Annotated in this window: 21 protein-coding genes; 20 read left to right on the top strand and 1 reads right to left on the bottom strand. The window is 63.9% G+C overall.

Going from position 1 to position 23,014, the window contains the following annotated elements; translation table 11 throughout:
- Positions 1 to 147 precede the first annotated feature (147 nt).
- The 9 genes from WEA80_05095 to WEA80_05055 all read left to right on the top strand — a co-directional run bounded on the left by WEA80_05095 (position 148) and on the right by WEA80_05055 (position 8,820).
- Positions 148 to 1,392: a M20/M25/M40 family metallo-hydrolase gene (locus WEA80_05095; GenBank protein ID MEX1185946.1), complete on the top strand. Its 1,245-nt coding sequence runs from the start codon at positions 148 to 150 to the stop codon at positions 1,390 to 1,392.
- A 104-nt stretch (positions 1,393 to 1,496) separates the two neighbouring features.
- Positions 1,497 to 1,682 carry a hypothetical protein gene (locus WEA80_05090; GenBank protein ID MEX1185945.1) on the top strand — a complete coding sequence of 62 codons (186 nt, stop codon included), beginning with the start codon at positions 1,497 to 1,499 and terminating at the stop codon, positions 1,680 to 1,682.
- Entirely contained in the window at positions 1,679 to 2,302 is a 624-nt protein-coding gene (locus WEA80_05085; protein MEX1185944.1) for a ribonuclease H, read from the top strand. Before WEA80_05090 ends, WEA80_05085 begins: the two co-directional genes overlap by 4 nt.
- The gene (locus WEA80_05080; GenBank protein MEX1185943.1) at positions 2,295 to 2,966 is read left to right on the top strand and encodes a zinc ribbon domain-containing protein; all 672 of its coding nucleotides are present in this window, start codon (positions 2,295 to 2,297) and stop codon (positions 2,964 to 2,966) included. Before WEA80_05085 ends, WEA80_05080 begins: the two co-directional genes overlap by 8 nt.
- Before the next feature lie 24 nt (positions 2,967 to 2,990).
- Positions 2,991 to 4,097, top strand: a complete 1,107-nt coding sequence (locus WEA80_05075; protein ID MEX1185942.1) for a hypothetical protein — start codon at positions 2,991 to 2,993, stop codon at positions 4,095 to 4,097.
- Positions 4,098 to 4,263: 166 nt separating this feature from the next.
- Positions 4,264 to 5,118, top strand: a complete 855-nt coding sequence (locus tag WEA80_05070) for a hypothetical protein (GenBank protein MEX1185941.1) — start codon at positions 4,264 to 4,266, stop codon at positions 5,116 to 5,118.
- 137 nt (positions 5,119 to 5,255) lie between these two features.
- A complete protein-coding gene (locus WEA80_05065) occupies positions 5,256 to 6,875 on the top strand; it encodes an FAD-binding oxidoreductase (protein ID MEX1185940.1) in 1,620 nt (539 codons plus the stop codon).
- Between the two features lie 17 nt (positions 6,876 to 6,892).
- Positions 6,893 to 7,351 carry a hypothetical protein gene (locus WEA80_05060; GenBank protein MEX1185939.1) on the top strand — a complete coding sequence of 153 codons (459 nt, stop codon included), beginning with the start codon at positions 6,893 to 6,895 and terminating at the stop codon, positions 7,349 to 7,351.
- Positions 7,352 to 7,467: 116 nt separating this feature from the next.
- Positions 7,468 to 8,820, top strand: coding sequence for an FAD-dependent thymidylate synthase (locus tag WEA80_05055; protein MEX1185938.1), 1,353 nt, complete (start codon positions 7,468 to 7,470; stop codon positions 8,818 to 8,820).
- 295 nt (positions 8,821 to 9,115) lie between these two features.
- Here WEA80_05055 and WEA80_05050 read toward each other — a convergent pair whose 3' ends face one another.
- A complete protein-coding gene (locus tag WEA80_05050; protein ID MEX1185937.1) occupies positions 9,116 to 9,367 on the bottom strand; it encodes a hypothetical protein in 252 nt (83 codons plus the stop codon).
- Positions 9,368 to 9,398: 31 nt separating this feature from the next.
- On the opposite strand from WEA80_05050, the gene WEA80_05045 reads away from it, so the two are divergent.
- From WEA80_05045 to WEA80_04995, 11 genes are all read left to right on the top strand, one after another.
- Entirely contained in the window at positions 9,399 to 10,388 is a 990-nt protein-coding gene (locus WEA80_05045) for a hypothetical protein (GenBank protein ID MEX1185936.1), read from the top strand.
- Positions 10,389 to 10,396: 8 nt separating this feature from the next.
- A complete protein-coding gene (locus WEA80_05040; protein ID MEX1185935.1) occupies positions 10,397 to 11,410 on the top strand; it encodes a hypothetical protein in 1,014 nt (337 codons plus the stop codon).
- Complete coding sequence (locus WEA80_05035; protein ID MEX1185934.1) at positions 11,407 to 11,967, top strand: GNAT family N-acetyltransferase; 561 nt, start codon at positions 11,407 to 11,409, stop codon at positions 11,965 to 11,967. The genes WEA80_05040 and WEA80_05035 overlap by 4 nt, the downstream gene beginning before the upstream one ends.
- Positions 11,964 to 13,130, top strand: a complete 1,167-nt coding sequence (locus tag WEA80_05030) for a KamA family radical SAM protein (protein MEX1185933.1) — start codon at positions 11,964 to 11,966, stop codon at positions 13,128 to 13,130. Before WEA80_05035 ends, WEA80_05030 begins: the two co-directional genes overlap by 4 nt.
- 137 nt (positions 13,131 to 13,267) lie before the next feature.
- The gene (locus tag WEA80_05025) at positions 13,268 to 13,603 is read left to right on the top strand and encodes a type II toxin-antitoxin system RelE/ParE family toxin (GenBank protein MEX1185932.1); all 336 of its coding nucleotides are present in this window, start codon (positions 13,268 to 13,270) and stop codon (positions 13,601 to 13,603) included.
- A 1,229-nt stretch (positions 13,604 to 14,832) separates the two neighbouring features.
- A complete protein-coding gene (locus WEA80_05020; GenBank protein ID MEX1185931.1) occupies positions 14,833 to 15,333 on the top strand; it encodes a hypothetical protein in 501 nt (166 codons plus the stop codon).
- A 332-nt stretch (positions 15,334 to 15,665) separates the two neighbouring features.
- Positions 15,666 to 16,199 (top strand): hypothetical protein, encoded by a 534-nt coding sequence (locus WEA80_05015; protein MEX1185930.1) that lies wholly within the window; start codon positions 15,666 to 15,668, stop codon positions 16,197 to 16,199.
- Between the two features lie 123 nt (positions 16,200 to 16,322).
- Positions 16,323 to 17,213: a hypothetical protein gene (locus WEA80_05010; GenBank protein MEX1185929.1), complete on the top strand. Its 891-nt coding sequence runs from the start codon at positions 16,323 to 16,325 to the stop codon at positions 17,211 to 17,213.
- A gap of 1,001 nt (positions 17,214 to 18,214) precedes the next feature.
- Positions 18,215 to 19,396 carry an AIPR family protein gene (locus WEA80_05005; GenBank protein MEX1185928.1) on the top strand — a complete coding sequence of 394 codons (1,182 nt, stop codon included), beginning with the start codon at positions 18,215 to 18,217 and terminating at the stop codon, positions 19,394 to 19,396.
- Between the two features lie 614 nt (positions 19,397 to 20,010).
- Positions 20,011 to 20,646, top strand: coding sequence for a hypothetical protein (locus WEA80_05000; GenBank protein MEX1185927.1), 636 nt, complete (start codon positions 20,011 to 20,013; stop codon positions 20,644 to 20,646).
- Complete coding sequence (locus WEA80_04995) at positions 20,643 to 22,847, top strand: hypothetical protein (protein ID MEX1185926.1); 2,205 nt, start codon at positions 20,643 to 20,645, stop codon at positions 22,845 to 22,847. The genes WEA80_05000 and WEA80_04995 overlap by 4 nt, the downstream gene beginning before the upstream one ends.
- Positions 22,848 to 23,014: the final 167 nt, after the last annotated feature.

The following is a 23,014-nucleotide window of genomic DNA, read 5'->3' as shown; positions in this document are numbered from 1 at the left end:
CCGCCAGGAAGCCGGCCGCCAGGAAGCCGGCCGCCAGGAAGCCGGCCGCCAGGAAAGCTCCGGCCAGGAAAGCGCCCGCGAAAAAGCCAGCCGCCAGGAAAGCGCGGCGCTAAGTAACAGCCGCGTGGGCGGACGCGTCATTCCAGGATGAAGCATCGGGCACTGCCGGCGCGCGGCGACGCCGTCGCGCTGGCGCAGGCGCTCGTGCGCATCGACTCCGTCAATCCCACGCTCGTTCCCGGCGGCGCGGGCGAGATGGAAGCCGCCGAATTCCTCGCGGCCACGCTCCGCAAGTGGGGCTTCCTCACGAAGATCATCGAAGCCGCGCCCGGCCGGCCGAACGTCGTCGCCACCGGCGGGAGCGGTCTGCGCTCGATCATCCTCAACGGCCACCTCGACGTCGTCGGCACGGAGGGGATGTGGCACGCGCCCTTCGCCGGCGAGATAAGGAACGGCCGGCTCTGGGGACGCGGATCCGCCGACATGAAGGCCGGCATCGCCGCGATGTGCGCCGCCGCTGTCCGCTCGTGGGACCAGGGCGACGACCTCCGCGTCACTATCGCCGCGGTGTGCGACGAGGAGTACGAAAGCATCGGCACCCGCGCGCTGCTCGCGAGCGGTATCGAAGCCGACGCCGCGATCGTCACCGAGCCCACCCGTCTCGCGATCGCGCCCGCGCACCGCGGCTTCGCCTGGATCGACATCGCGTTCGAGGGCGTCGCCGCGCACGGCAGCCGGTACGACATCGGCGTGGACGCCATCACGCACGCGGGGCTGCTGCTCGCCGAGCTCGACGCCTACAACCTCGCGGTGCTCACGCACCGCACGCACCCGCTGCTCGGCCACGCGTCGCTGCACGCGTCGCTTATCCGCGGCGGCACGGGGATGTCCACGTATCCCGAATCGTGCGTGCTCTCCGTCGAGCGCCGGACAGTGCCGCGGGAAGCGTCCGGCCTCAAGTGGTCGGAGTGGCTCAAGTTCAGCCCGACGAGCTTCGACGATTCCGATCCGCTCAAGCGCGATCCGCTCGCCGAGATCAACGCCGCGCTCCGGCGCGTGAAGGAGCGCGTTCCCAACCTCAAGGCCACCGCCACCCTCAAGACCCAGCAGCTCCCCAGCGACGTCCCAGTGGACGCGCCCATCGTGCGCGCGCTCGAGGCCGCGCTCGAGGACGAAGGCGAGGAAGCCCGCATCCAGGGCCTCACCGCCTGGACCGACGCCGCGCTCTTCAACGCCGTCGGGATCCCCGCGATCTGCTTCGGCCCCGGCGACATCGCGCTCGCCCACGCCGCCGAGGAGTACGTTTCGGTCGACGAGATCCAGACCGCGACTTCGGTGCTAACCCGCCTCCTCCACCGCTGGAGCATGGAGGCCGTGACTAGTGACTGGTGACTAGTGACTAGTCAACCATTCAAAGGCAGTTACCAGTCACTAGTCACCAGTCACTAGTCACCCATCAGTCGATGTCCAACTTCACTCCAAATCAGTACGACGCCTTGGAACGGGCAGTGCTCGACGCCCGCCGCATCGTCATCCGCCGCCGCGGCAGCGAGTTCTCGGTCATTCCGCAAAAGCTCGAAGGCACCTCCGGCCGCGAGCGGCTGTACGCCGTCCATCCCACCACCGGCGAGACCATGAAGTTCTTCCTCGACGAGATCGATTCGTTCGAGGTCGTCTGGTGACCGAGCAACCGCGGCCCGACCCGCGCGCGCTGCTCGCCGTCTACGCCGACGAGTCCTGCCTCGGCAACGGCCGCGAAGGCGAGAACCCCGGCGGCGCGGCCGGCGTGATCGAGTGGGTCAGCAAGAAAACGGGCAAGCTCAAGCGGTTTGACTACTGGATCTCCGAGCCCACGACCACCAACAACCGCATGGCGCTCCGCTCGGTCATCGAGGCCTTCCGCGGCATCTCCAGCAAGGGCCGCAGCTTCGACGTCGTCTTCATATCCGACTCCAGGTACATCATCGAGGGCATGTCCCGCTGGGTCCCCGCCTGGAAAGCCCTCGGCTGGCGCCGCAAAACAGGCGTCATCCTGAACCTCGAGCTCTGGAAACAAGCGGATGAGGCCGTCCGTGCACACGATGTGCAATGGAAGTGGGTGCGGGGGCACGCCGGCCACCCGCAGAACGAGTACGCCAATTACATGGCGCTCCGGGCTGCCGCCGAGCAGTCGAGCTCGGACGGCCTGCAGCGCTCGCTGTTCGACGAGTGGATGGCCGGCAAGAAACCGGGCGTGAAAGCGCTCGGCGCCGTCGCGCCGTTTCCAACGGCGACAACATTCAAGGGTACGCGCAATGGATGATCTCGATCGCGTCTTTCAGCGGCTGGTGCAGAACATCAAGTCGCGCTCGCCCGAGCAGCTCACACTGCCGTTCACGGTCGCCGAGCTGTACGAGCAGCTGATTCCATACCGCCACAACCGGCGCGAGCTCGGCATCGAGACCAATCAGGATTACGAGCTCGCGGTGATGCGGCTGCTCTCCGGCGAGCGCGACTACATCGTCAGCGACGACGCGATGCAGGACACGCTGAAGCAGGAGATCTCCTCGCAGAACCCCGACACGGGCGCGTTCCGCGAGTTCGCGACGACGCAGATCTCGCTCTCGCCCGCCGCCCTGGAGAAGCAGCCCGACCGCGCGCGCGCCACTCCCGCCATGGCTCGGCCCGCCATGACGCCGGCCGCCGCGGGAGCGACCGACACCGCGAGGCTCGACCAGCGCGTGAGCGACGGCGACTCGCCCCCGCCTTCCGCGCGGCCCGCGAGGCCCGCGGGCTCCGGCTCGGCCTCGCAGCCGGGCGAGCCGCATGGGTGCCGCTACTGCGGCGGCACTCTGCCCGAGGGGCGTGCCGTCACCTTTTGCCCGTACTGCGGCCAGAACCTTGCGCGCAGCCAGTGCCCCGCGTGCGGCACCGAGATGGAGCAGGGTTGGAAATTCTGCATCGGGTGCGGCCGGCCCAACGCCTGACGCTTTCTTAACCGGGACCACGTCATGACGAAGATCATTCGCCTCACTCTGCTTGGTTTCGCCGCCGCCGCGATCGGCGCGTGCGCCTCCGCCGGCACGACCGCCCTGCCAGACGACGGCCGCGCCGGATCGGCCGACCAGACCGTGTCCGCCGCGGAGACGTGGCCGATCCGCACGCGCGAGCACCTCGATCTCTGGCTGCACGGCTACGCGATGATCCAGGACGACACGTCGTTGGTGCCGCTGTTCAAGCGCGGCTACAAGGCCGAGCTGCAGGGGATCCGGAGTCGCGCGAACATATCCACCCAGCTCGACGCCAACATGGCGGCGCTCAGGGCGCGATTCATCGTCAATCCGCAGCTCGGCAACGCGCACTTCCTCCCGCTCCAGTTCGGCTCGCCCGATGACATGCGCGCCGCGATCAACATGTTCATCCAGGCCGACGGCGATCCGCGCCGTGCGACGTCGCAGGAGGGAGCGAACGCGATCGCGCTGCTCGCGCGGTACTTCCCCACCGGCCAGGACCGCGACTGGCTGCGCCTGTTCTGGCAAGCGCTCAACGAGGAGAGCGCGCGCTTCTATCACGACTACTGGCTGCGCGAGCAGGCCAATCGCGCGCTCGTCGCGCGCGCTGTCGACGCGCTCTGGCAGCAGCACCGCCCCGCGCTCCAGACGTACATGAGCAACAGCCAGCAGGGCGACGGCACAGCGTTCCTCTCGCTGCCGCTCAACGGCGAAGGCCGCACGCTCGCGGCCGGCCGGAACAACACGCTCACCGCGGTAACCTTCCCCGCGAGCGAGAGCACCGCGCGCGACGCGATCTACGTGATCGTGCACGAGCTGATGTTCGCCGCGGCCGCCACGGCGGTGACCGACAACATCACGCCGACGGAGCAGCGCGAGGGGCTGGGCGACCGCTACGTCGGCGCGGCGGCCGTCCGCGGCGGGCTGCTCCTGCTACAGAAGACGATTCCCTCTCTGGCCGACGGCTACGCCCGCTACTACCTCCGCGCGGCGAACCGGTCGCCCGGGACCAACCCCCAGACGACGCTGGCGAGCGTGTTCCCGCTGCCGGAGACAATCCGCACGGCACTCACCCGCCAATTGGACGTAGTTCTCGGGGGGATTTAGTCCTCCCCGGGGGAACGGGAATCCAAGTACGGAGTGTGGCAGTTGAGAGTGAGGCAGTAGGAAGTGATTGTACTTCTCACTGCCAACTCCTGACTGCCACACTCCGAACTTGGATTCCCCGTCAACACCCTCGGATTCTCCCTGGCGCTCCCTAGATTACGACGGCATGTCGCCTGACCCCAAACCACCGGAATCTTCGTCCACCGCCATTGTAGGTCGGACGCTCGATCGCGCCGCCCTCGACCGCGTCCTCGCCCGCGCCGCCGAGATCCAGCTCGCGGGCGCCGTCGGCGATACCGGCGAGGAGATCTCCGAGACCCAGATCATCGAGATCGGCAAGGAAGTCGGCCTCTCGCCCGGCGTCCTCCGCCAGGCGCTCGCGGAGGAGCGCACCCGGGTGCAGCTCATCGAGGAGAGCGGGCTCGTCGCCAAAGTCGCCGGCCCGAGCTACGCGGCGGCCAGCCGCACCGTCGCGGGCGAGCCGGTTAGGGTTCTCGCGCTGGTCGACTCCTGGATGCGGGACAACGAGTGTCTCCAGGTGCAGCGCCGCTTCGGCGAGCGCATCGTGTGGGAGCCGCAGCGCGGGCTGTGGAGCGGGATCAAGCGCTCGGTCAACGTCGCCGGCCGCGGCTACGACCTGGTGCGCGCCGCGTCGGTGGCTGGGACCGTGTCCGAGGTCGCGCCGGGCCGCGCCCACATCCGCATCGACGCCGACATGTCGCAGAGCCGCGGCGCCCGGGTTCGCAACGCGACGATCATCGGCGGGCTCGGAGTCGTGTTCGCCGGTGTCGCCGCGCTCCTCGGCGTCGCCATCACCGCCGCGCCCATCTTCATCGTCGCCGGCGCGCTCGTCCCCCTCCTCGGCTTCGGCTCGGCGGCGTACGCCACGATGGAGAGCCACCGCGCCGTGGCCGGCCGGGTGCAGCTCGCGATCGAGCAGGTGCTGGACCGGATCGAGCATGGAGAACTGCGGCTTCCGGTGCGTGGGGCAGGCACGAATCGCTTAGCAGGCCCGAAGTAGGATGCGGGGGAATCCAAGTATGGAGTGTGGCAGTGAGGAGTAGTCAGTGGGGGAGTTACTCCCTACTCACACCTCCGAACTGCCACACTCCAAACTTGGATCCCCCATCAAAATCCCTCGGGCCTGAGTAACGCTCCGTGCCATCCCCCGCACCGCCAACAGTTCTTTCCGATCTAATCTCCCGCGCCGTTTACTCCGAAGCCGCGGGCATCGGCCGGATCATGCCGTCCGCGGTCGCCGCCCCCACAACGGCTGACGAGGTCCGCGCGCTGGTTCAATGGGCCGCGGCCGCGGACATGCCCATCACCGCCCGCGGCTCCGGCTCGTCCATGTCCGGCGGCGCAATCGGCCCCGGCCTGATCATCGATCTCTCGCTGATGAAGGAGATCACCCTCGACCACTCCACCGGCCGGGTGTGGTGCGGGCCCGGCGCGCTCCGCGGCGACATCGACCGCGCCGCGCAGGCCGCGGGTCTCCGCTTTCCTGTCGATCCTGCGAGCGGCGAGTTCTGCACCATCGGCGGGATGGTCGCGACCAACGCGTCCGGCGCGCACACGCTCAAGTACGGCTCCACCCGCGAGTGGGTCACCGCGCTCGACTGCGTCTTCGCCGACCGCTCGCGCGCGACCATCCGTCGCGGTCCCCAACGCTCCTCCGACACCGACATTCCCCCGCTCGAGCGCTTCGAGCACAGTCTCCACGCCCGGCTGCTGGAGGACGGCGCCGCCGCCCGCCACGCCGGCGTGCGCAAGGAATCGTCGGGCTACGCCGTCGCCGAGTTCGCCCGGACCGGCGACGTCGTCGATCTCATCATCGGCAGCGAGGGCACCCTCGCGCTCGTCGTGGGCGTCGAGCTGGAGCTGGCCCCCACGGTCGGCGCGACCAGCAGTCTCCGCGCGACCTTCGCCGATCTCGACCAGGTCGCCTCCGCCGCGACCGCGGTCCGCCAGCTCGGCGCCAGCGTGTGCGAGCTGCTCGACGCCAGCTTCCTGAAGATCGCCGACGCCGGCGGCGTGCTGCCGAAGTTCATGCGCGGCGCCATGGCGGTCCTCCTCATCGAGGTCGAAGCCGACGACGAAGCCGGTGCCGCGCTCCAGATGAAGGGGATGAAGGCCGCGCTCACGGAGTGCGGCGCGCTGTCCGTCGAGCAGGCGTCGCTCCCCGCCGAGGAGCGCGAGCTGTGGGATCTCCGGCACGCGGCGAGCCCGATCATAGCGAAGGATCCCGCGCGCAAATCGGTACAGCTGATCGAGGACGCCGCCGTCCCGCCCGAGCAGATGTCGGCTTACATCCGGGGCGTTCGCGCCGCGCTCGCCCGCCAGCGGCTCGACGGCGTGATCTTCGGCCACGCCGGCGACGCCCACGTGCACGTGAACCCGTTGATCGACGTGCGCGACCCCGACTGGCGTGCCCGGCTCGAATCCCTGCTGAACGAAGTCACCAACCTCGTCGTCACGCTCGGCGGCACTCTTTCCGGCGAGCACGGCGACGGCCGGCTCCGCGCGCCGTTGCTCCCGCGGGCGTGGAAGCAGCCGGGCGCGCTCGACCTGTTCCGCGCCGTGAAGGACACGTTCGATCCGGCGAACATCCTGAACCCCGGCGTGAAGCTCTCGCTCACCGGCCAGCAGCCGCTCGAAGCCGTGAAGTACGATCCCAAGCTGGAGCCGCTGCCCGTCCCCGCGCTGGTCGCTCTCGAAACCGTCGCCCGGGACAAAGCGTACGCAACGCATCGCCTGTCGCTGCTGCGTCCACTCTAGCTCCGGGATCGAAGCCCATGCTCAGCCGGCTATTTCCTCGCCGCCTCGACAACAGCTATCGCGGCTACAAGCTCGCGCTGGTCATCTTCGGCCTGGTCGCCCTCGTGCGAGTCGCCATCGGCCTCGGCTCCATCTTCAACGGCTACCTCGCGGCGAGCAGCGCGGACGGAATCCCGCTGGACACGTTCCCCGCCGCCGCCACGCAGACGATTCTCTCTCTCTTCGCGATGCTCGGGCTCTCCCGGCTCCTGCTCGGCCTGCTGTGCGTCCTGGTTCTGATTCGCTACCGCGCCATGGTTCCGTTGATGTTCGCGGTGCTCCTGCTCGAGCAGCTGGGGCGACAGCTGATCGTGTACTTCCTGCCCATCCCCCGCGTCGGCGCCCCGCCGGTCTCCGCAATCCACCTGACTATTCTCGCGCTGCTGATCCTCGGCCTCGCTCTCTCACTGCTGACCCGCAAGCCGTCGACTGCGTGAGGACGCGGAGAGAGGCGCTCCGCGTGCCCTACCACGAAAATTGACGAGGGCTGAAAAAAAGGCTCGCGGCTGGTAGCTTCCAGCTGGCCGTTTGCCTTTCCCTAACTCCGCCCTTCGTGTTCCACTCCGCGCCCAAGCTCACGATCATCTCCCGTCCGGTCTTCACCGAGCCCGAGCATCTCCCGGTGAACTGGCTCGGCGATTCCACCGACGGCGAGAAGCTCGCCGAGTTCGCCGGCCGGCTGTGCTACATGTCCCAGCGCAATCCCGCCAACAGGCAAACCCGGGACTACCTGGAGAACATCAAGCGGCAGGGTCACGGCTCCGTCCTGGAGCACGCGAATTACTCGGTTCTCGCCGAAGGAATCTCCCGCACCCTCACTCACGAGCTCGTCCGACACAGGGCCGGTTGGGGATACTGCTTGTCGGGCGACACCCTGATCTACAGCGAGCACCGCCAGCGCGGAAAACGGAACGGCACGAAGAAGCGGACCATCAAGAGCATCTACGAGAGGACTCTGACGCCCCACGGCCGGTCGCGGCTGGCGCTGCTCAGGCTCCGCTGTCTCGATGAAGCCGCCGGAACTTTCACCACGGGTCGAATCGCCGCGGTCTCGCGCTCCGGCACCAAGTCGGTTTTTAAGGTCGAGCTCGAGGATAGCAAGGGCATCACCTGCTCCCGCGATCATCGATTTCTTTCGAGCGACGGTTGGAAATCCCTCGCCGACCTGGTGGGCGGGTTGTCCGTTTCGCCGAAGGGGCTCGCCGTGACCGGCGAGCTCGGCGAGATCATGGTGAACGGAACGCCGGTGCTCCAGCGTGAGATGGAGTACGCCCGATCCATCGCCGGCCTGAGGGTGCCGGACCCGTTCCTCGCTCCTCGGCCCGCGGCATCTCTCGTCGTGATGCCGAAGCTGGTCAGGATCGTGAAGGTGACCTACGCCGGCGAGCAGGAGACCTACGATATCGAAATGGCGGGCGAGAACCACAACTTCGTCGCCAACGGGATCGTGACCCACAACAGCCAGCTCTCCCAGCGGTACGTCGACGAGTCGGAAGCCCACTTCGTCATCCCCCCCGCCATCCTCGAGGACGAAGCTCTCGAGAAAGCCTGGAAAGACCAGATGGCCACCGCGCAGACCGCCTACGTCCAGCTGGTCGAGCAGCTCATGGAGCGCTACTCCTGGGTCGCCGACAAGATCCACCGCCGCAAGATGGCCCGCGAAGCCGCCCGCGGAGTTCTCCCGAACTCCACCGAGACCAAGATCGTCATGACCGGCAACGCCCGCGCCTGGCGGACCATGCTCGAGCTCCGCTCCTCCGAGGGCGCCGAGCTGGAGATCAGACGGTTCGCGGTGGCGGCGCTGAGACTGATGCAGACCGAGGCGCCGGGCTTCTTCTCGGACTTCGAGATCTACACCGCCGACGACCGCAGGGAAGCGGCGAGGATCTCCTACCACAAGGTGTAGAGCCGCCCACAGGGATTCTTACAGGGGATCCTAGCTGTTAGCGGTGAGTCGACCAATCAGTACCGAGCAGGAAGTACCGGCGAAGATACACTGACAGTGACGAGTAAAGTTTCCCGGAACTCTACTGATCACTTGGCAGTCCGCAGGTATCACTTCCGGGCTGACCACTGATTAGTCCACTCACTGCTAACAGCTAGGATCCCGCCTGTCCCCACCAGTAGGCTGGCGTTAGCACACCTCGTCTCTCCATCTCAAAAGACCCGCGCGACTCCGCGAGCCTCATTCTCCCCCTCCTTCAAAAACTTTTTTTCGGCCCTGAAAAATTTTTCTCCCTATGAGAAATTTTTTCTCCCAAAAAATTTCCCCGCGCGACCGAAATTTTTCGTTGCGTCATAATCCAGTGACTTTTATAATCCGCGCTGAAGTTTTTCTTCCTTAGAGCGCGGGCCAGGATGACGAGAATCGGTTTCGCTTTCAACCAGAAACCGGATCCAGCAGCATTCGAGACTTCGCGCCGCGGCGCGGGGGCTTCGCCGTCTCCGGCCATCAGCCACTCCGAGAGCGAGCCCTCCCCCGCGATGGACGAGTTCGCCGAGTGGGATTCCCCCGAGACCATCGCCGCCGTCGAGACCGCCCTCTCCGCCTACGGCGAGGTGATCCGCCTCGAGGCCACGGCCGACTTTCCGGAGAAGCTCCGCGCCGCCCGACCCGACATCGTCTTCAACGTCGCCGAAGGGCTGAACGGCCGGAACCGCGAATCGCACGTCCCCGCGATCTGCGAATTCCTCGGCGTCCCCTACACCGGCTCTGATCCCTTCACCCTCGCGCTCTGCCTCGACAAGGCGCGCGCGAAGGAAGCGCTGGCGTTCAACCAGGTCCCGACCCCGCGCTTCGCGGTGATCCGGACCGTCGCCCAGATCACGAAAGCCCTCAACCGGCTCACCTATCCGGTGTTCGTGAAGCCGGTCCACGAGGGCTCGTCCAAGGGGATTACCGAGGCGAACTACTGCCGCACCCCGACGGACCTCATGGTGCGCGCGTCCGAGCTGCTCGAGGAGTACAGCCAGCCCGTGCTCGCCGAGGAGTTCCTCCCCGGCGCGGAGTTCACCTGCGGCATACTCGGCAACGGCGCCAAGGCTAAGGTGCTCCCGCTGGTCGCGATCAACTTCGGCGCGCTCCCCGACGGCGCCGTCCCGATCTACGGCTTCGAGGCCAAGTGGCTCTGGGACGTCCCCGAGAACCCGCTCGAGATCTTCGAGTGCCCGGCAAAGATCGACCTGCCGCTCCAGCGCCGGATCGAGCGCGTCACCCTCGACGCCTACACCGTCACGGGCTGCCGCGACTGGGCGCGCATCGACGTCCGCATCGACTCGGCGGGCGTGCCCAACGTCATCGAGATCAATCCGCTCCCCGGGATCCTGCCCAACCCCGAGGAGAATTCCTGTCTGCCCAAGGCCGCGCGCGCGGCGGGCATCGGCTACGACGAGCTCATCCAGTCGTGCCTCATCGCCGCCGCCAAGCGGTACGGCCTGACGCTCCGGCGCCGGCCTCAGTTAGTCACCGCCTGACCGCCGCGATGAAGATCGGAATCCTGTTCGACGGGATGTCGGCGCTCGCACCCGTACCCGACGTGCAGATCCTCGAGTCGGTGGAGCAGATCGAGACGATCCTCCAGGACGCGGGGCACCACTGCATGCGCTTCCCCGTGGACGGCGAGGCGCGCTGGGTCGAGCGGCTCCGCCGCGCGCGCGTGGACCTCGTCTTCAACCTGTGCGAGGGGATAGACGGGATCGCGGAGCTCGAGGCGCCGTCCATCGGCGTGCTCCACCTGCTCGGCGTCCCCTTCACCGGCGCGCCGGCCAACACGCTCGCGCTCTGCCTGGACAAGAACCTGGTCAACACGATTCTCGACCGCGCCGGCATCCCGGTCCCGCGCTGGACCGTCGCGCGCCCGGGCGACGAGGTCGAGAGCGTCGGCTTCCCCGCCATCTGCAAGCCGGTGTCGGAAGACGCGTCGCTCGGCATCGAGCAGCGGTCGGTGGTGCGCAGCATGCGCGGCTTGAAGACCCGCGTCGCGGCGATGCAGCAGATCTGGGACGCCGTGCTGATTCAGCGATTCGTCCAGGGCCGCGAGATAAATGTGGGCATCGTCGGCGACCGGGTGCTGCCGATCTCGGAGATCGATTTCGGCGCGATGCCGCGCGGCAAGTGGAACATCGTGTCGTACAGCTCCAAGTGGGCGACCGGCTCCGTCGAGGACCTCGGCACCGCGCCGAACTGTCCCGCGGATCTCACCGAGACCCAAGCCAGCGAGATCGAGCAGATCGCACTCGCCGCGTGGACTGCCGTCGGCGGCTCCGGCTACGGCCGCGTGGACCTGCGGATCGACGAGAGCGGCCGGCCGTGGGTGCTCGAGGTGAACGCCAACGCCGACATCTCGGCCGACGCCGGCCTCGCGCGGATGGCGAAGGTCGCCGGCATGAGCTACGACGAGCTGATCCTCGCGATCGTGGACGTCGCGCTCGCCAAGCGCGGGATCGATCGCTCCGACCGCTGGGATCGGGCGCTCGAGCTATCGGGAGTCGGTTGACCTCCGGGCTGCGCGTCTTCCCCGTTGCCGCCGCGCACCGCGGCCGCGTCGCCGAGCTGCTCGCGGCGACCGGCGCGTTCAGCGACCCGGAGATGGCCGTGGCTCTCGAGCTGTTCGACGAAGCGATGTCCGAGTCGGCGCCAAATGCCGGCGTGGAGCCCGACTACAACTTCGTCGGCGTGTTCACGCCGGAGCGCCAGCTCGCGGGCTTCGCCTGCTGGGGTCCGACGCCGGACACCGACGGGACGTTCGATCTGTACTGGCTCGCCGTGGACCCGTCGCTCGCGGGAACCGGCGCCGGCACGCTGTTGCTGTCCGAGGTCGAGCAGCGTCTTCGCGCCAAGGATGCGCGGATGGTCGTCGCCGAGACGTCGTCGCGCGACGATTACGAGAAGACGCGCTGGTTCTACGCCAGGCGTGGTTACACCGAGGCCGGGCGGGTCGCGGATTTCTACGCCTGGTCGGACGACAGGATCATCTACACGAAGCGTCTCCAGCCGGCGGCTGCCGGCGTCCAACGCAGCACCCAAGAGCACGAGGGAGTAAACCGCGCATGAGCGAGTGGCAGAAGACACTCAGGGACCAGAGCATCGCCACGCTGGAGAAGCTCGCCGAGAAGTTCGGCGCCGAGAACATAGATGTGGAGGCGCTGCGCCCCGCGTTCGACAACTTCCAGATGCGGCTCACGCCCGCGGCGTTGGACGCCATCAAGGAAGTCGGCGATCCCATGTGGCAGCAGTACATCCCGACCGTGGCGGAGCTGGACGTCGTGGACGGCGTGATCGATTCACTGGACGAGGATGGCGACTCGCCGGTGCCGAACATCACGCACCGGTATCCCGACCGCGCGCTGTTCCTGGTGAGCCCGGTGTGCGCGAGCTATTGCCGGTTCTGCACGCGGCGCCGGAAGGTGGGCGATCCCGAGAAGATTTCGCTGAAGGAGTACGAGTCGGCCTTCCAGTATCTCGAGGCACACAGCGAGATCCGCGACGTGATTCTGTCGGGTGGCGACCCGATGATGCTGAGCGATGCGCGGCTGGAGTACATCTTCCAGCGGCTGCGCGCGATCCCGCACATCGAGATCATCCGGCTCGGCAGCCGGATCACGTCGCACCTGCCCGAGCGGATCACGCCCGAGTTCTGCGAGATGGTGCAGAAGTATCACCCGGTTTTCATGAACACGCACTTCAATCATCCTGACGAGCTGACGCCGGCGGCGGTGGCCGCGCTGGACCGGCTGTCGAAGACCGGCATGTCGCTGGGCTGTCAGACCGTGCTGCTGCGCGGCGTGAACGACGATCCCAAGGTGATGATGAAGCTGATGCACGAGCTGCTGAAGGCGCGCGTGCGGCCGTACTACATATACATGGCCGACCAGGTCGCCGGCGGCGAGCACTTCCGGACGACCGTGCAGAAGGGCTTGGAGATCATCCAGGCGCTGCGCGGGTGGACGAGCGGGCTGGCGGTGCCGCAGTTCGTGATAGATACGCCGGGTGGCGGCGGCAAGGTGCCGCTGCTGCCGGAGTACGTCGAGGAGATCAATGACGACGAGGTGATCTTCCGGAACTTCCAGGGTCAGCGGTTCACGTACAAGCAGCCCAAGCGCTACGACGGCAGCGAGACGCCGGACATCGTGCCGATCGAGATCGCGGCGAAGAAGCAGCGGACTGCGGCGAAGAAGGCGAGCCGGCCGCGGCGGAGCAAGGCGTCGGGGGAGTAGTCCGAAACGAGGGAACTATCAGTAGTCCTCGGCCGCCTGAACGGGCGGCCGATTTGTTAGTTACCTGTCTCTGCTCCAGTCCTGACACTCAAGTCCCCGCGGTTGCGTTCTATGGTATTCATTACTATACTTGTCCGGTGAGCAACGTCACCTACTACGAGTTCATTCTCACCGACTCTTATGCCGCTGCGGCAAAAGGCATCGTTGACGACGTCCTCCAGAGGACTATCGAGCAGGCTATCCTGCGCAACCCGATGGGTGGCGATGTAATCCCGGGCGCTGGAGTGAGGAAGATTCGCGTCGCGGTTTCAGGCAAGGGGAAACGTGGCGGTGCCAGAGTCATCTATTTCGTCATGCTCGAGAAAGGTCGGATTTACCTGCTCGACGTCTATACGAAGAACGTCAAGACCAACATTACTGAAGATGAAAAGAAGGAACTCGCGAAGCTCCGGAAGGTTCTAAAGGGAGAGTGATGAGGAACATCGGGAAGAAGGGGGGCCGGAAGCCCCAGCAGACTTTTGGGGAGCGCCTCATCCAGGCAATGGGTGAAGTGGTGGATATCGAGCGCGGTGATCGAGAGCCAGCCGCGGTGCGCAGGTACGCCGTGACAGCTCGGGAGGTCGAGGCGGAACCGGCACCGGAACTCGGTGCGGCGGACGTGAGAAAAATCCGGAAAGACCTCGAGATCTCGCAGCCCGTTTTTGCTGCGGCCCTCAACGTGAGCCCGGAAACAGTTAAAGCCTGGGAGCAAGGCAAAGCACCGCCTGGGGGAGCAGCCGCTCGTTTACTTCAGATCGTCCAACTTCGTCCCGACGTTATCCGAGCCACGATCCTCCCCCGCAAGCCGACTGCCGCGATTCGAGCAGCGCAGATGGCACGGGCTGCACACATAGTGCAACGAACCGGATTCCGTCGAAAAGTGAGTGCCGCGGCTGCGGGCGCTAAGAGCGGACATCCCGCTCACCGGAGCAGGCGCGTGGTCAAGCGTTGAATCACGGACCGGACGTTTTTGAAGTGGAGTTCGTGCGGGCTTCGGCGCAGCCTGCGGCCGATGAGGTGTTTGGTAACAGCTGGACACAGGCAGCTTGACGGTAACTCTCAGGCGTACCCAGAAACTGGCTTCGGCGCTCACGGTAACGCCCGGGGACGCCCCGCCTTCCAGTACCGCGCTCGGCGACTGGTACGCCAATCGGCTCGTGGTGGACCGCAGGCCATTGCTGCTCCTCGTAAGCTCGCGATCGCTCCTGCCGATACTGCTGCCCGCGCGTGATCTGCGCGCGCTACCGTCGCGGCTCCGGGACGTCGTCGCACAGCGGCTGGGACGTCTCGGTATCCACCCGGACTTGATCGACGCGGAGCTGGGAGCCATGACGCCGGTCCACGTCGCAAAAACCGCCGATCGTGCGGTGGTCGGCATCATGGTGGATTTTGCATTCGCGGTTCCATATCACCTGTCCCGGGATGCGTGGGACGACACGACCCTTCCGTTCGTCGAAGCAGCGCTAGCCGAGACCCCATGTTTCTGCAGCAGCACCGTGCGGAAACCGCTGATTCCCGAGCGTGCTACGCGAGGACTTTTGGAATCGCGGTGGGGTGCTGGCGAAGCTTCCAGCCGTCCAAGCTCGGGAGCATAGCTAGGTGGTCGTCACCAGAGACCAGGATTTTCAGACTCTCCGGACCCGACGAGCTGACGCCGGCAGCCGTGGCCGCGTTTGATCGTCTCTCGAAGGCCGGGATCTCGCTGGGTTGTCAGACCGTGCTATTGCGCGGCGTGAACGACGACCCGAAGGTGATGATGAAGCTGATGCACGAGCTGCTGAAGGCGCGCGTGCGGCCGTACTACATATACATGGCCGACCAGGTCGCCGGCGGCGAGCACTTCCGGACGACCGTGCAGAAGGGCTTGGAGATCATCCAGGCGCTGCGCGGGTGGACGAGCGGGCTGGCGGTGCCGCAGTTCGTGATAGATACGCCGGGTGGCGGCGGCAAGGTGCCGCTGCTGCCGGAGTACGTCGAGGAGATCAATGACGACGAGGTGATCTTCCGGAACTTCCAGGGTCAGCGGTTCACGTACAAGCAGCCCAAGCCGTACGACGGGTCAGGCACTCCGGATATTGTCCCGATCGAGATCGCGGCGAAGAAGCAGCGGACGGCGGCGAAGAAGGCGAGCCGACCGAGGCGGAGGAAGGCGTCGGGGGAGTAGCTAACGCAGGGACTACTACCATTAGTAGTTGACGGCCGCCTGAAAGGGCGGTCGTTTTGTTTGGCGGGGGATGCGCCAACGACTGGCGACGTCAAGACTCTCCGTCGTGTTCTTCGGAGTTAGCCTGCGAAAGTTTCGCAGCTTTTCACAAATTCTCCGAGCGCAGTCAAAGAGAGATGTCTTTTCACACTGCGGGATTGCGTCTCGCCAGGTAGGCGTGGAGATGTGCAAGTGTTGCGGGGCTTCATGCAAACTTTTCCTGGTCTTCGCAGTATATCATGGCGGTGTAATCAGAAGTTATGCGGCAACCAACGTGAACGAGGAGCGAGAAGATGAGCATTCACTACGAGAACCTTGACCCGGCTGTTCGAACTGCCATGGTCCGTGAACTTGAGCGAGACCGAGCGAAGGGGTCTCTGTACATCAGTCCGCGTTTGACCGAGGCAGGGACAAGCGCCTGGCCACAGATTTTGCGGGAGGCATTCGAGCAGCACGACGACACCTGGATCGCCGCGACTCTTCGCTCCCGTGGTCTGATGCGTACCGAGGAGCAACGCCGCAAGCCGAAAGGCGGGTTCACTACGGCACAGGTTCCCCATACGGCTGCAGACACGCTGGCTGAGGGCGAGTTCAACCGGTTCTACGCACGCGGCCTCTGCTCTGACGTTGCCGCCCGAGGTGGAACCGATGTCGAGGTATACCGCGGCAAGGAGGTTCAGAACCCGCGCCCCGAGTCGCAGGCGATGATCGGGCAACGGCTGCCCGCGCAGAGTCTTCTGGACGATCTTCGCACCGCGCAGGGAGTGGAACCGGCACTGGGTCTGCCACCTGGACCGAACTCAGGTCTCACGGTGCGCCGTGTGTAGGCCAGACAGCGATCCGCATACCAACAGCACGCAGCGGACGGCGCTGCGCGCCGCCGCTGATGCTGACCGTTAGACGTCGGAAACCACGCACCACAGAGCTCGGCACTCGAGCGGGAGGCGCCCATGCAAGAACCCACTGCCGTATCCGCCGCGTCACTGGTTCGCGAGCATCGTAGCCGCATCCTCGCCGCGCTCGCGACTGTTGTGCTGATCGCGACGGCCGCCTTCGCCGGTCACTCATGGAGCCTGATCCTCGGACTCGGGCCTGCCATCATTGGCGCGATGGCGGCTACCCTCCAGAGCGATGCGGTGAACCGGTGGGTCGACAGCCGACAGGGGCTGTTTCAGAGGGTGAGCGCCTGGTCCGACTCCCGATCGAATAAGGTCGCCAAGTACTTCGCGCAGCCAGCTGGCGGTGGATCTGCGTGGCTCTGGACGAGAACAAGGAACATCCCGGATCCCTCCGCCCGGTCGGGCGTTCGCCTTGCGGTTGCCCTCTACTTCTGGGCGGCGATGGTTGCACTCTTGGCCGCTGTCGCCTATGTCGTCGTCGCGGCTCTGCTCCTCATCCTCATCATCGGTCTGATCAGCTGGGTGATGAGTATGGGTTCGAGTTCAAGCTCGGACGATTCAACCAATACTTCCCGGTCGAGTCACCAGGATGATGATCTTCTCTCCGCGGCTGGGCGCCGAGGCCAACGGTTCTATCGAAAGGAGGGCGTCTTCTCTGAGAGCGAGGCTGGTCGCATTGACGCCGACGGGCGAATCTATAAGAAGACCGGAATGTTCTCGGAGGATGAAGTAGCACGCGTTGACGGGTCCGGACATACGCACGAGAAGACCGGCATGTTCAGCGAAGAGGAGAGACATCGCGTCGATGGCGACGGCAGGATTTTCAAAAAGACAGGCATGTTTTCCGAGGAAGAAATGGGGCACGTCTCCCAGGATGGCAGCATCTTCAAGAAGACGGGCATGTTTTCGGAAGAGGAGATCGGCCGGGTCGAGGATGCTTGATTGGCCGCTCCCACCGGGCGACGTCAAACGGGGCGATGCACTTGAGCGCCGACGTTAGCCAGACCAGACACTCGGGGACTCCGGCAAACACGTCGCCAGCGAACCCGCGATCAATCTCGGAGGTAGTGATGTTGCTTAGAGGGTACGTTCTCGCAATGGCAGTAGTCATCCCGCTCGCTGCAGCGGATTGTTTAGCACAGATGCCGCCGCGAACCTTCCGTGAACGTCTCGCGCGCGCCATCACAGACACCACCGTAGAAACCCGCTCTCGTGTCGTCCTGGCCGCTTACTCTAGCGGCATTTGGCACGTGGATGGTGACTATCGCGATGAAGCGGGGCGCCTTTATCAACTCGGTGGGTACGCCTCCATGGTCATGGACCCTGACTCGCCCATTTCCGTCAGCGCCCCCGGCATGGTTGTCGCTTTTCGGCTACGGCCGCGGTCGGGCGGTCGTGAACTCTGGCTCGGTGGCCGGCTTATATGCTCGGCAGTCGTATCACCGTATCCAGGCGAGAGCGTAAACCGACGCTGTCACTTTTCAGAAGGTGCACCTTCGCTCCTGAACCTGAAGCTTGAGTTCCCCGCATCAACGATGGACGCCGCAGAAACAGCAGTCGTGAACATCTTCGCGCGCGACGACACTCCTACGGCACGTGCTTCAGAACCGCGCCCGCGGGGGCAGTTTAGCCTCGTCCCCGCGTGGCCTTAGCACCTGTTCGTCTGAAGCAGGATAGCAGCGATCACTGTACAGGCGTAGAAGTGGCTAGGCGCAATGATCAGTGTGCAGCACTCTCGCTATGAGACAGCCGGGTGAAATCCATATACACTGGCGCGACCAGAAGTAACCGGTTCTGACCAGAAGGGTTGACACATGGTCACCGATGATTTATCAGTTCACAGACCTCACTTCTGCGCTTGGTGCACTTCGGTACCAGCGAAAGATGTGTAGGTCGAGCAATCAGGCGGCCTTCTCATTGCGAGAGGTTTGCCGGGAGAAAACATGTCGACCCTTCGATTCCCCACCAAGCAGTTCCGCTCCATTCCGTCGCCGACCGGGATCTCCCGTGTCGGTGTTTTTTATGTCCCAGCTTCGAGTCTTCCCCGGGATCTTTGGAACTGGCGCGACGTGAACCCGCGCGAGGTCAATCGGCGGAGCGCCGTGTACAAGGCCATCATGCAAACGGTCACTCAGGAGCCGGAGCGTTTCCACGAGCGCAATCGCGGAATCACCATCGTCGCCGAGGACATTTCCTTCGACGACAAGCGCCATGAAGTTATCCTCACCCTCGATGACGCAAAGCTGCACGGAGTCGTGGACGGCGCGCACACCCTGGATGCGGTCCTGGAGGCGCAGGCGTCACCGCCAGAGAATGGCTGGCCGGCGTTCGTCTTTATCAAGGCTGTAGTCGGCGTGGAAGCCGACCAGATTGCCGAGATTGCTGGTGGCTTGAACACGAGCCAACAAGTTGATCTTAAAAGCCTCGAAAACTTACGGGAGCATTTTGAAGATCTTCAGAAGGCTATCGCCCGTGAGAGCTACGCCGATCAGATCGCGTATCGAATGAATGAGGACAAGCCCGTTGATGTCCGGGAGATTCTCTACTACCTCGCCGTTTTCGACTGCAGTGTGTACGATGACAAGCGGCACCCTGTTGCACTGTTCGGGCGAAAAGAAGGAATTGTACGACGATTTGCCGAGCAAGCAGCAGATGCCAAAGTCGGTGAGAGCTTTCGGATGCTTATCAGTCGTGCGCCCGAGATTTTGCGTCTGCGAGACTTGATCGAGAAAAAGGCTCTTGATCAGCCGATTGGGCGATACAAGGCTGGCAAAGCCGCCCGTGTCCGCAGCGAAAGCAACCGTGGAAACCAGCTCATCTTCTTGGGCGAAACTGTCGACGGAAGGATCCCGTTGGGTTGGGTGATGCCCCTCTTGGCGGGGTTTCGCGCCAACGTGATTTGGAACAAACCGAAAGGCAGCTTCTCTTGGAAGGTCCCAATAGATGAACTGTTGGACCTCTGCATCGAAGAACTCGTTCTCGGGATCAAGGAGGTGCATGAACGCGAGAACAGCCGTCCAGAGTATGTTGGCCGGAATGCAATTGCGTGGCGAATCAGCTACAACGCGGTTTCCCAGGCCATTCTTCAGTGGGAACTGACGAAGTCTCGCAGCCGTGTTGGCTAACTGACCGGCTCGGGGGTACCGCTTGCATCGCCTCGCCGGTTCACTGGAAAAAACTCCACGCCCTGTCTTGCCAGAACTTGAGAGAGATACTTGGAGGGCCTGATTATCTACCTGTTGCTGCTGGCAGAAGTGTCTGCAGCGACGCGATGGCGCGCCCCGTTGAGTTCGCCCTCCATTAGCATGGCCGGCCGGAGCTATCGGGTCGGCTCACGAACATGATCAACATTCACGATGGGAGGTACGAATGGCCGGAGAAATCAGTATAAAAGGTCAGAAGGCCCGGAAGGGTGAGCGAATGACAAGGGGCAAGGGATGGAGGCTCGCAACCGTGAGCGGGCGGAAACGCGTCTTCGTTGGTACCCTCCTGCAAACCATGAATTTCGGGAAGAAGCGCCTAGCCATCTTCAGCGTGCCGAAGTAACGGGCTACCCCGCCTTGGCGGCATTGGCGCCTTTGCTACTACCGGGATACGTCCACGATATCCACGACAACGAGATGATCCTGGAACTATGTCAGGGCACCGGGTCACGTACAAGTAAACCAACGATACAGGGTCGCTTATCGATGAATGCTGTCGCAACTGACTGAACATTCGCTGACTTAAAGACTTAGGAATGCCGGATTTCCCGAATCGAGAACTTGCCGTCTATGTCCTCAGCCTCTTGGGCGGAGAGTCTAAACGCGTCCACACAGAGGACATAGCCGCCAAGTGCCATGAACTGTTTCCGGCGTCGTTTTCCTGGACGAGATATACACATTTCCCGGATAAGGATATCGTTCGCGTAGCTCTAATCGACGCGCGGAAGGAACAATGGGGCGCATTGGTGGAGGGGCGCTCCGGAGAGGGGCGTGGGCACGCAACGAAGACAAACCGCGGTCCTCTGCTTGATGGCTGGATGCTCACCGAAACCGGCGTTCAATGGGTGCGCGACAACTCGAGTAAGTTCGAGTCTCTGGAGGAAAAGCCGCGGACCAAGCCACACCGTCAGAGAATTCTGAAGGAGTTGGCGCGGCTGCGTTCGCACCCGCTTTTCGGCACGTACTCATCGGAACCGAGCGCGTTCTCCCCCTCGCTCGGTGAGCTCGCGGAGTTTCTCCGTTGCCGCGTCGACGCTCCGGACGAGGTGTGGATGAACCGGTTCGACGGTCTCCGTGGGAAAGCGACCGTCGCCGACCAAACCGACGTCCTCGAATTCCTGCTCGCGTGCCGGAAAGCTTACGGGGCATCGCACACCAGGGCCGATAGGTGACCACAATACCCGAGCAAGGGAAATATGTCGTAGGCGATCGGCGCTCAGTGATGCAGCAGGCGCGTCTCGCTATTCGGGACGTTTACGACGCCATCGTCGAGCTCGTCACCAATGCAGATGACCGCTACCAGAAGCTTGGAACAGCGGGCCGGATCGAGATAGTGATTGAGCGAAGCAAATCACAGCGGCTGCTGCAAGTGCGCGATTTCGCTGATGGCATGACCCTGGTAGATATGGATAACAAGCTCTCCAGAACCGGAGGGCGGGTGAGCGGTCTTGAAGCAGGGCTCAGCGTTCGCGGCACGAATTCACGCGGAGCAAAAGATATCGCGGCGCTCGGCTCTGTACGATTCGAATCGATCGCGGCCGCCGACGGCAAGTTACATATTTCTGAAATCACCGACGGCTTTGTCTTCCGCACCCACGGGACGCACGAAGCCACACCCGTTCGCCGTTCAAGCGTGGGAATTACCGATGGATCGGGGACGGTTGTCTCCCTCAGCGTTGGACCGAATCACTCTCTCCCTCAGCACGAAACGCTGCGCGCTCGCATCCAACACATGGTGGCACTCCGAGACATCCTGAGCGATCCCAAACGCACCGTCGTTCTGCGAGACTCGAGTCGTCCAAAACCCGTGCAGTTGAGCGCACCGCAGATCGGTAGCACCGATCGCGTAAAGGAAACATTCTCGATACCTGGTTATACGGGCGCGCAAGCCAAACTTGTGATCGCTCGAGCACCGACGCCGTTTGAGCGTGAATCCAATCGTTTCCGCCTCGGCGGCATCCTGGTAAAATCCCGACACGGCGTACACGAGGCCACCTACTTTGATCCCGAACTCGAAACTGATCCACATGCGCTCTGGTTTCATGGAAGACTTACTTGCGCATACATCGACGACCTGTGGAACGAATTCGACGACCGCTTCGAGCAGGATCTTCAGCCGGATAGCGCTAACGCGATACCGATACTGGACCCCTCCCGGCAATCTGGATTAACTCGACAACATCCGTTCGTCCAGGCCCTGTTCCGCGAAGCGTTAAAACGGCTGCGCCCGCTTGTCGAAGAGGAGCGGCAACGAGAAGAGCGCCAGCGAGCCACGATAGAAAGCGATGCCACTCGCCGGCGTTTGAATGCGCTGGAAAAGGCGGCGGCAAAGTTCATGCAAGATTACGGCGACGACGAGGACGTCGCCCGGGACCCTGAGGGGTACCAAGCAGGAAGTCAATTCAGGACGCGGGGATACTTGCTCAGCCCGCCGTTCGCACAGATGGTCCTGGGACGTTCTCAAAGGTTCTGGCTGACCGTGAACCAAGAAGTGTTTCCAGAGATTGAAAGCGGCGCGAGTGTGCAGATCGAGTGCCTCACTGCGGACGTTCAGTCGCACCAACGGTTGGTCACATTGCATCCTCACCCGCAGCAGGACGGCGTCTTGAGGGCAATTTGGACCGTCAAGGCAGTTAACCAGACATCCGCATCCGGCGTGCGGGCTCGCATTGGGCCCGTTGTGGCTGAAAGCGTGATTGAAGTGTTCACAGAGGAAGCCGACAGATTCAGGGATGTCGACACTCTGCGCTTCGCGAACAAGCGATACCGTCTCCATACGGATGGCTCAAGAAAGCGGCTTCGTATTCTCGCGCCCATCAGTGCGTTTCCAGAGCCGGCGGAATTGCAGGTAGCGGTTTCAAGCCGTCATTTCAAGTTATCCGGTCCACGAATCATCCGTCCGAACGAAAAGCTGCGCATCGCCCAGGGCGAGCTCGTGTTGGTATCCGATGGCGTGCCCACCACGGGAACCATCACCGTCTCAGCTGCGGGAAGCGAAGCCATGGCCGAACTCGAAGCCGTGCACCCGCCCGGTGCGGAGCTGTCAATCCAGCTTGAGGACATTGATCTGAAACACCAGCGTTCCCGCTGGCGGAATAATGTGTTGGAAATCGCCGCGCGCCATCCGTCGCTGTCACGATACCTAGGTGCTAAGGCGGCAGGGTTCCCAGGCCAGGAGCAAAAGCACTTCCGTATTCTTGTCGCTGAGATCGTCGCTGATGCTGTGTGTTACCGATTGGTGCGGCAGAATATCATAGCAAATCCAGAAGATTACGAAAATGCAGACTGGGATCTCTACTACGCTGATTACACGAAGTTTTTCTCTTTGTTTCTGCCGATCGCACACAAGCTCCAGTGCCCCGAGGAATCGTGAGCGAGCGATAGGTGAGATAAGAGTGAGAAGCTGAGCAGTGCGATCCCAGGACCAGCGCCTCGTGCTTAAACGCGCGATGGTATCTACTGCGTAAAAGAAAGGGAGCGAACCGCCGTAACAGGCATTCGGCCGCGGTCGGCGCAAAACGATGGCTGCGCCGGAACGCG

This window comes from Gemmatimonadaceae bacterium, assembly GCA_040882285.1.
Classification (GTDB): Bacteria; Gemmatimonadota; Gemmatimonadetes; order Gemmatimonadales; family Gemmatimonadaceae; genus JACDCY01.
The sequence above is the reverse complement of the archived record's forward strand: the minus strand, read 5'-3'. Positions and strand labels throughout refer to the sequence as shown.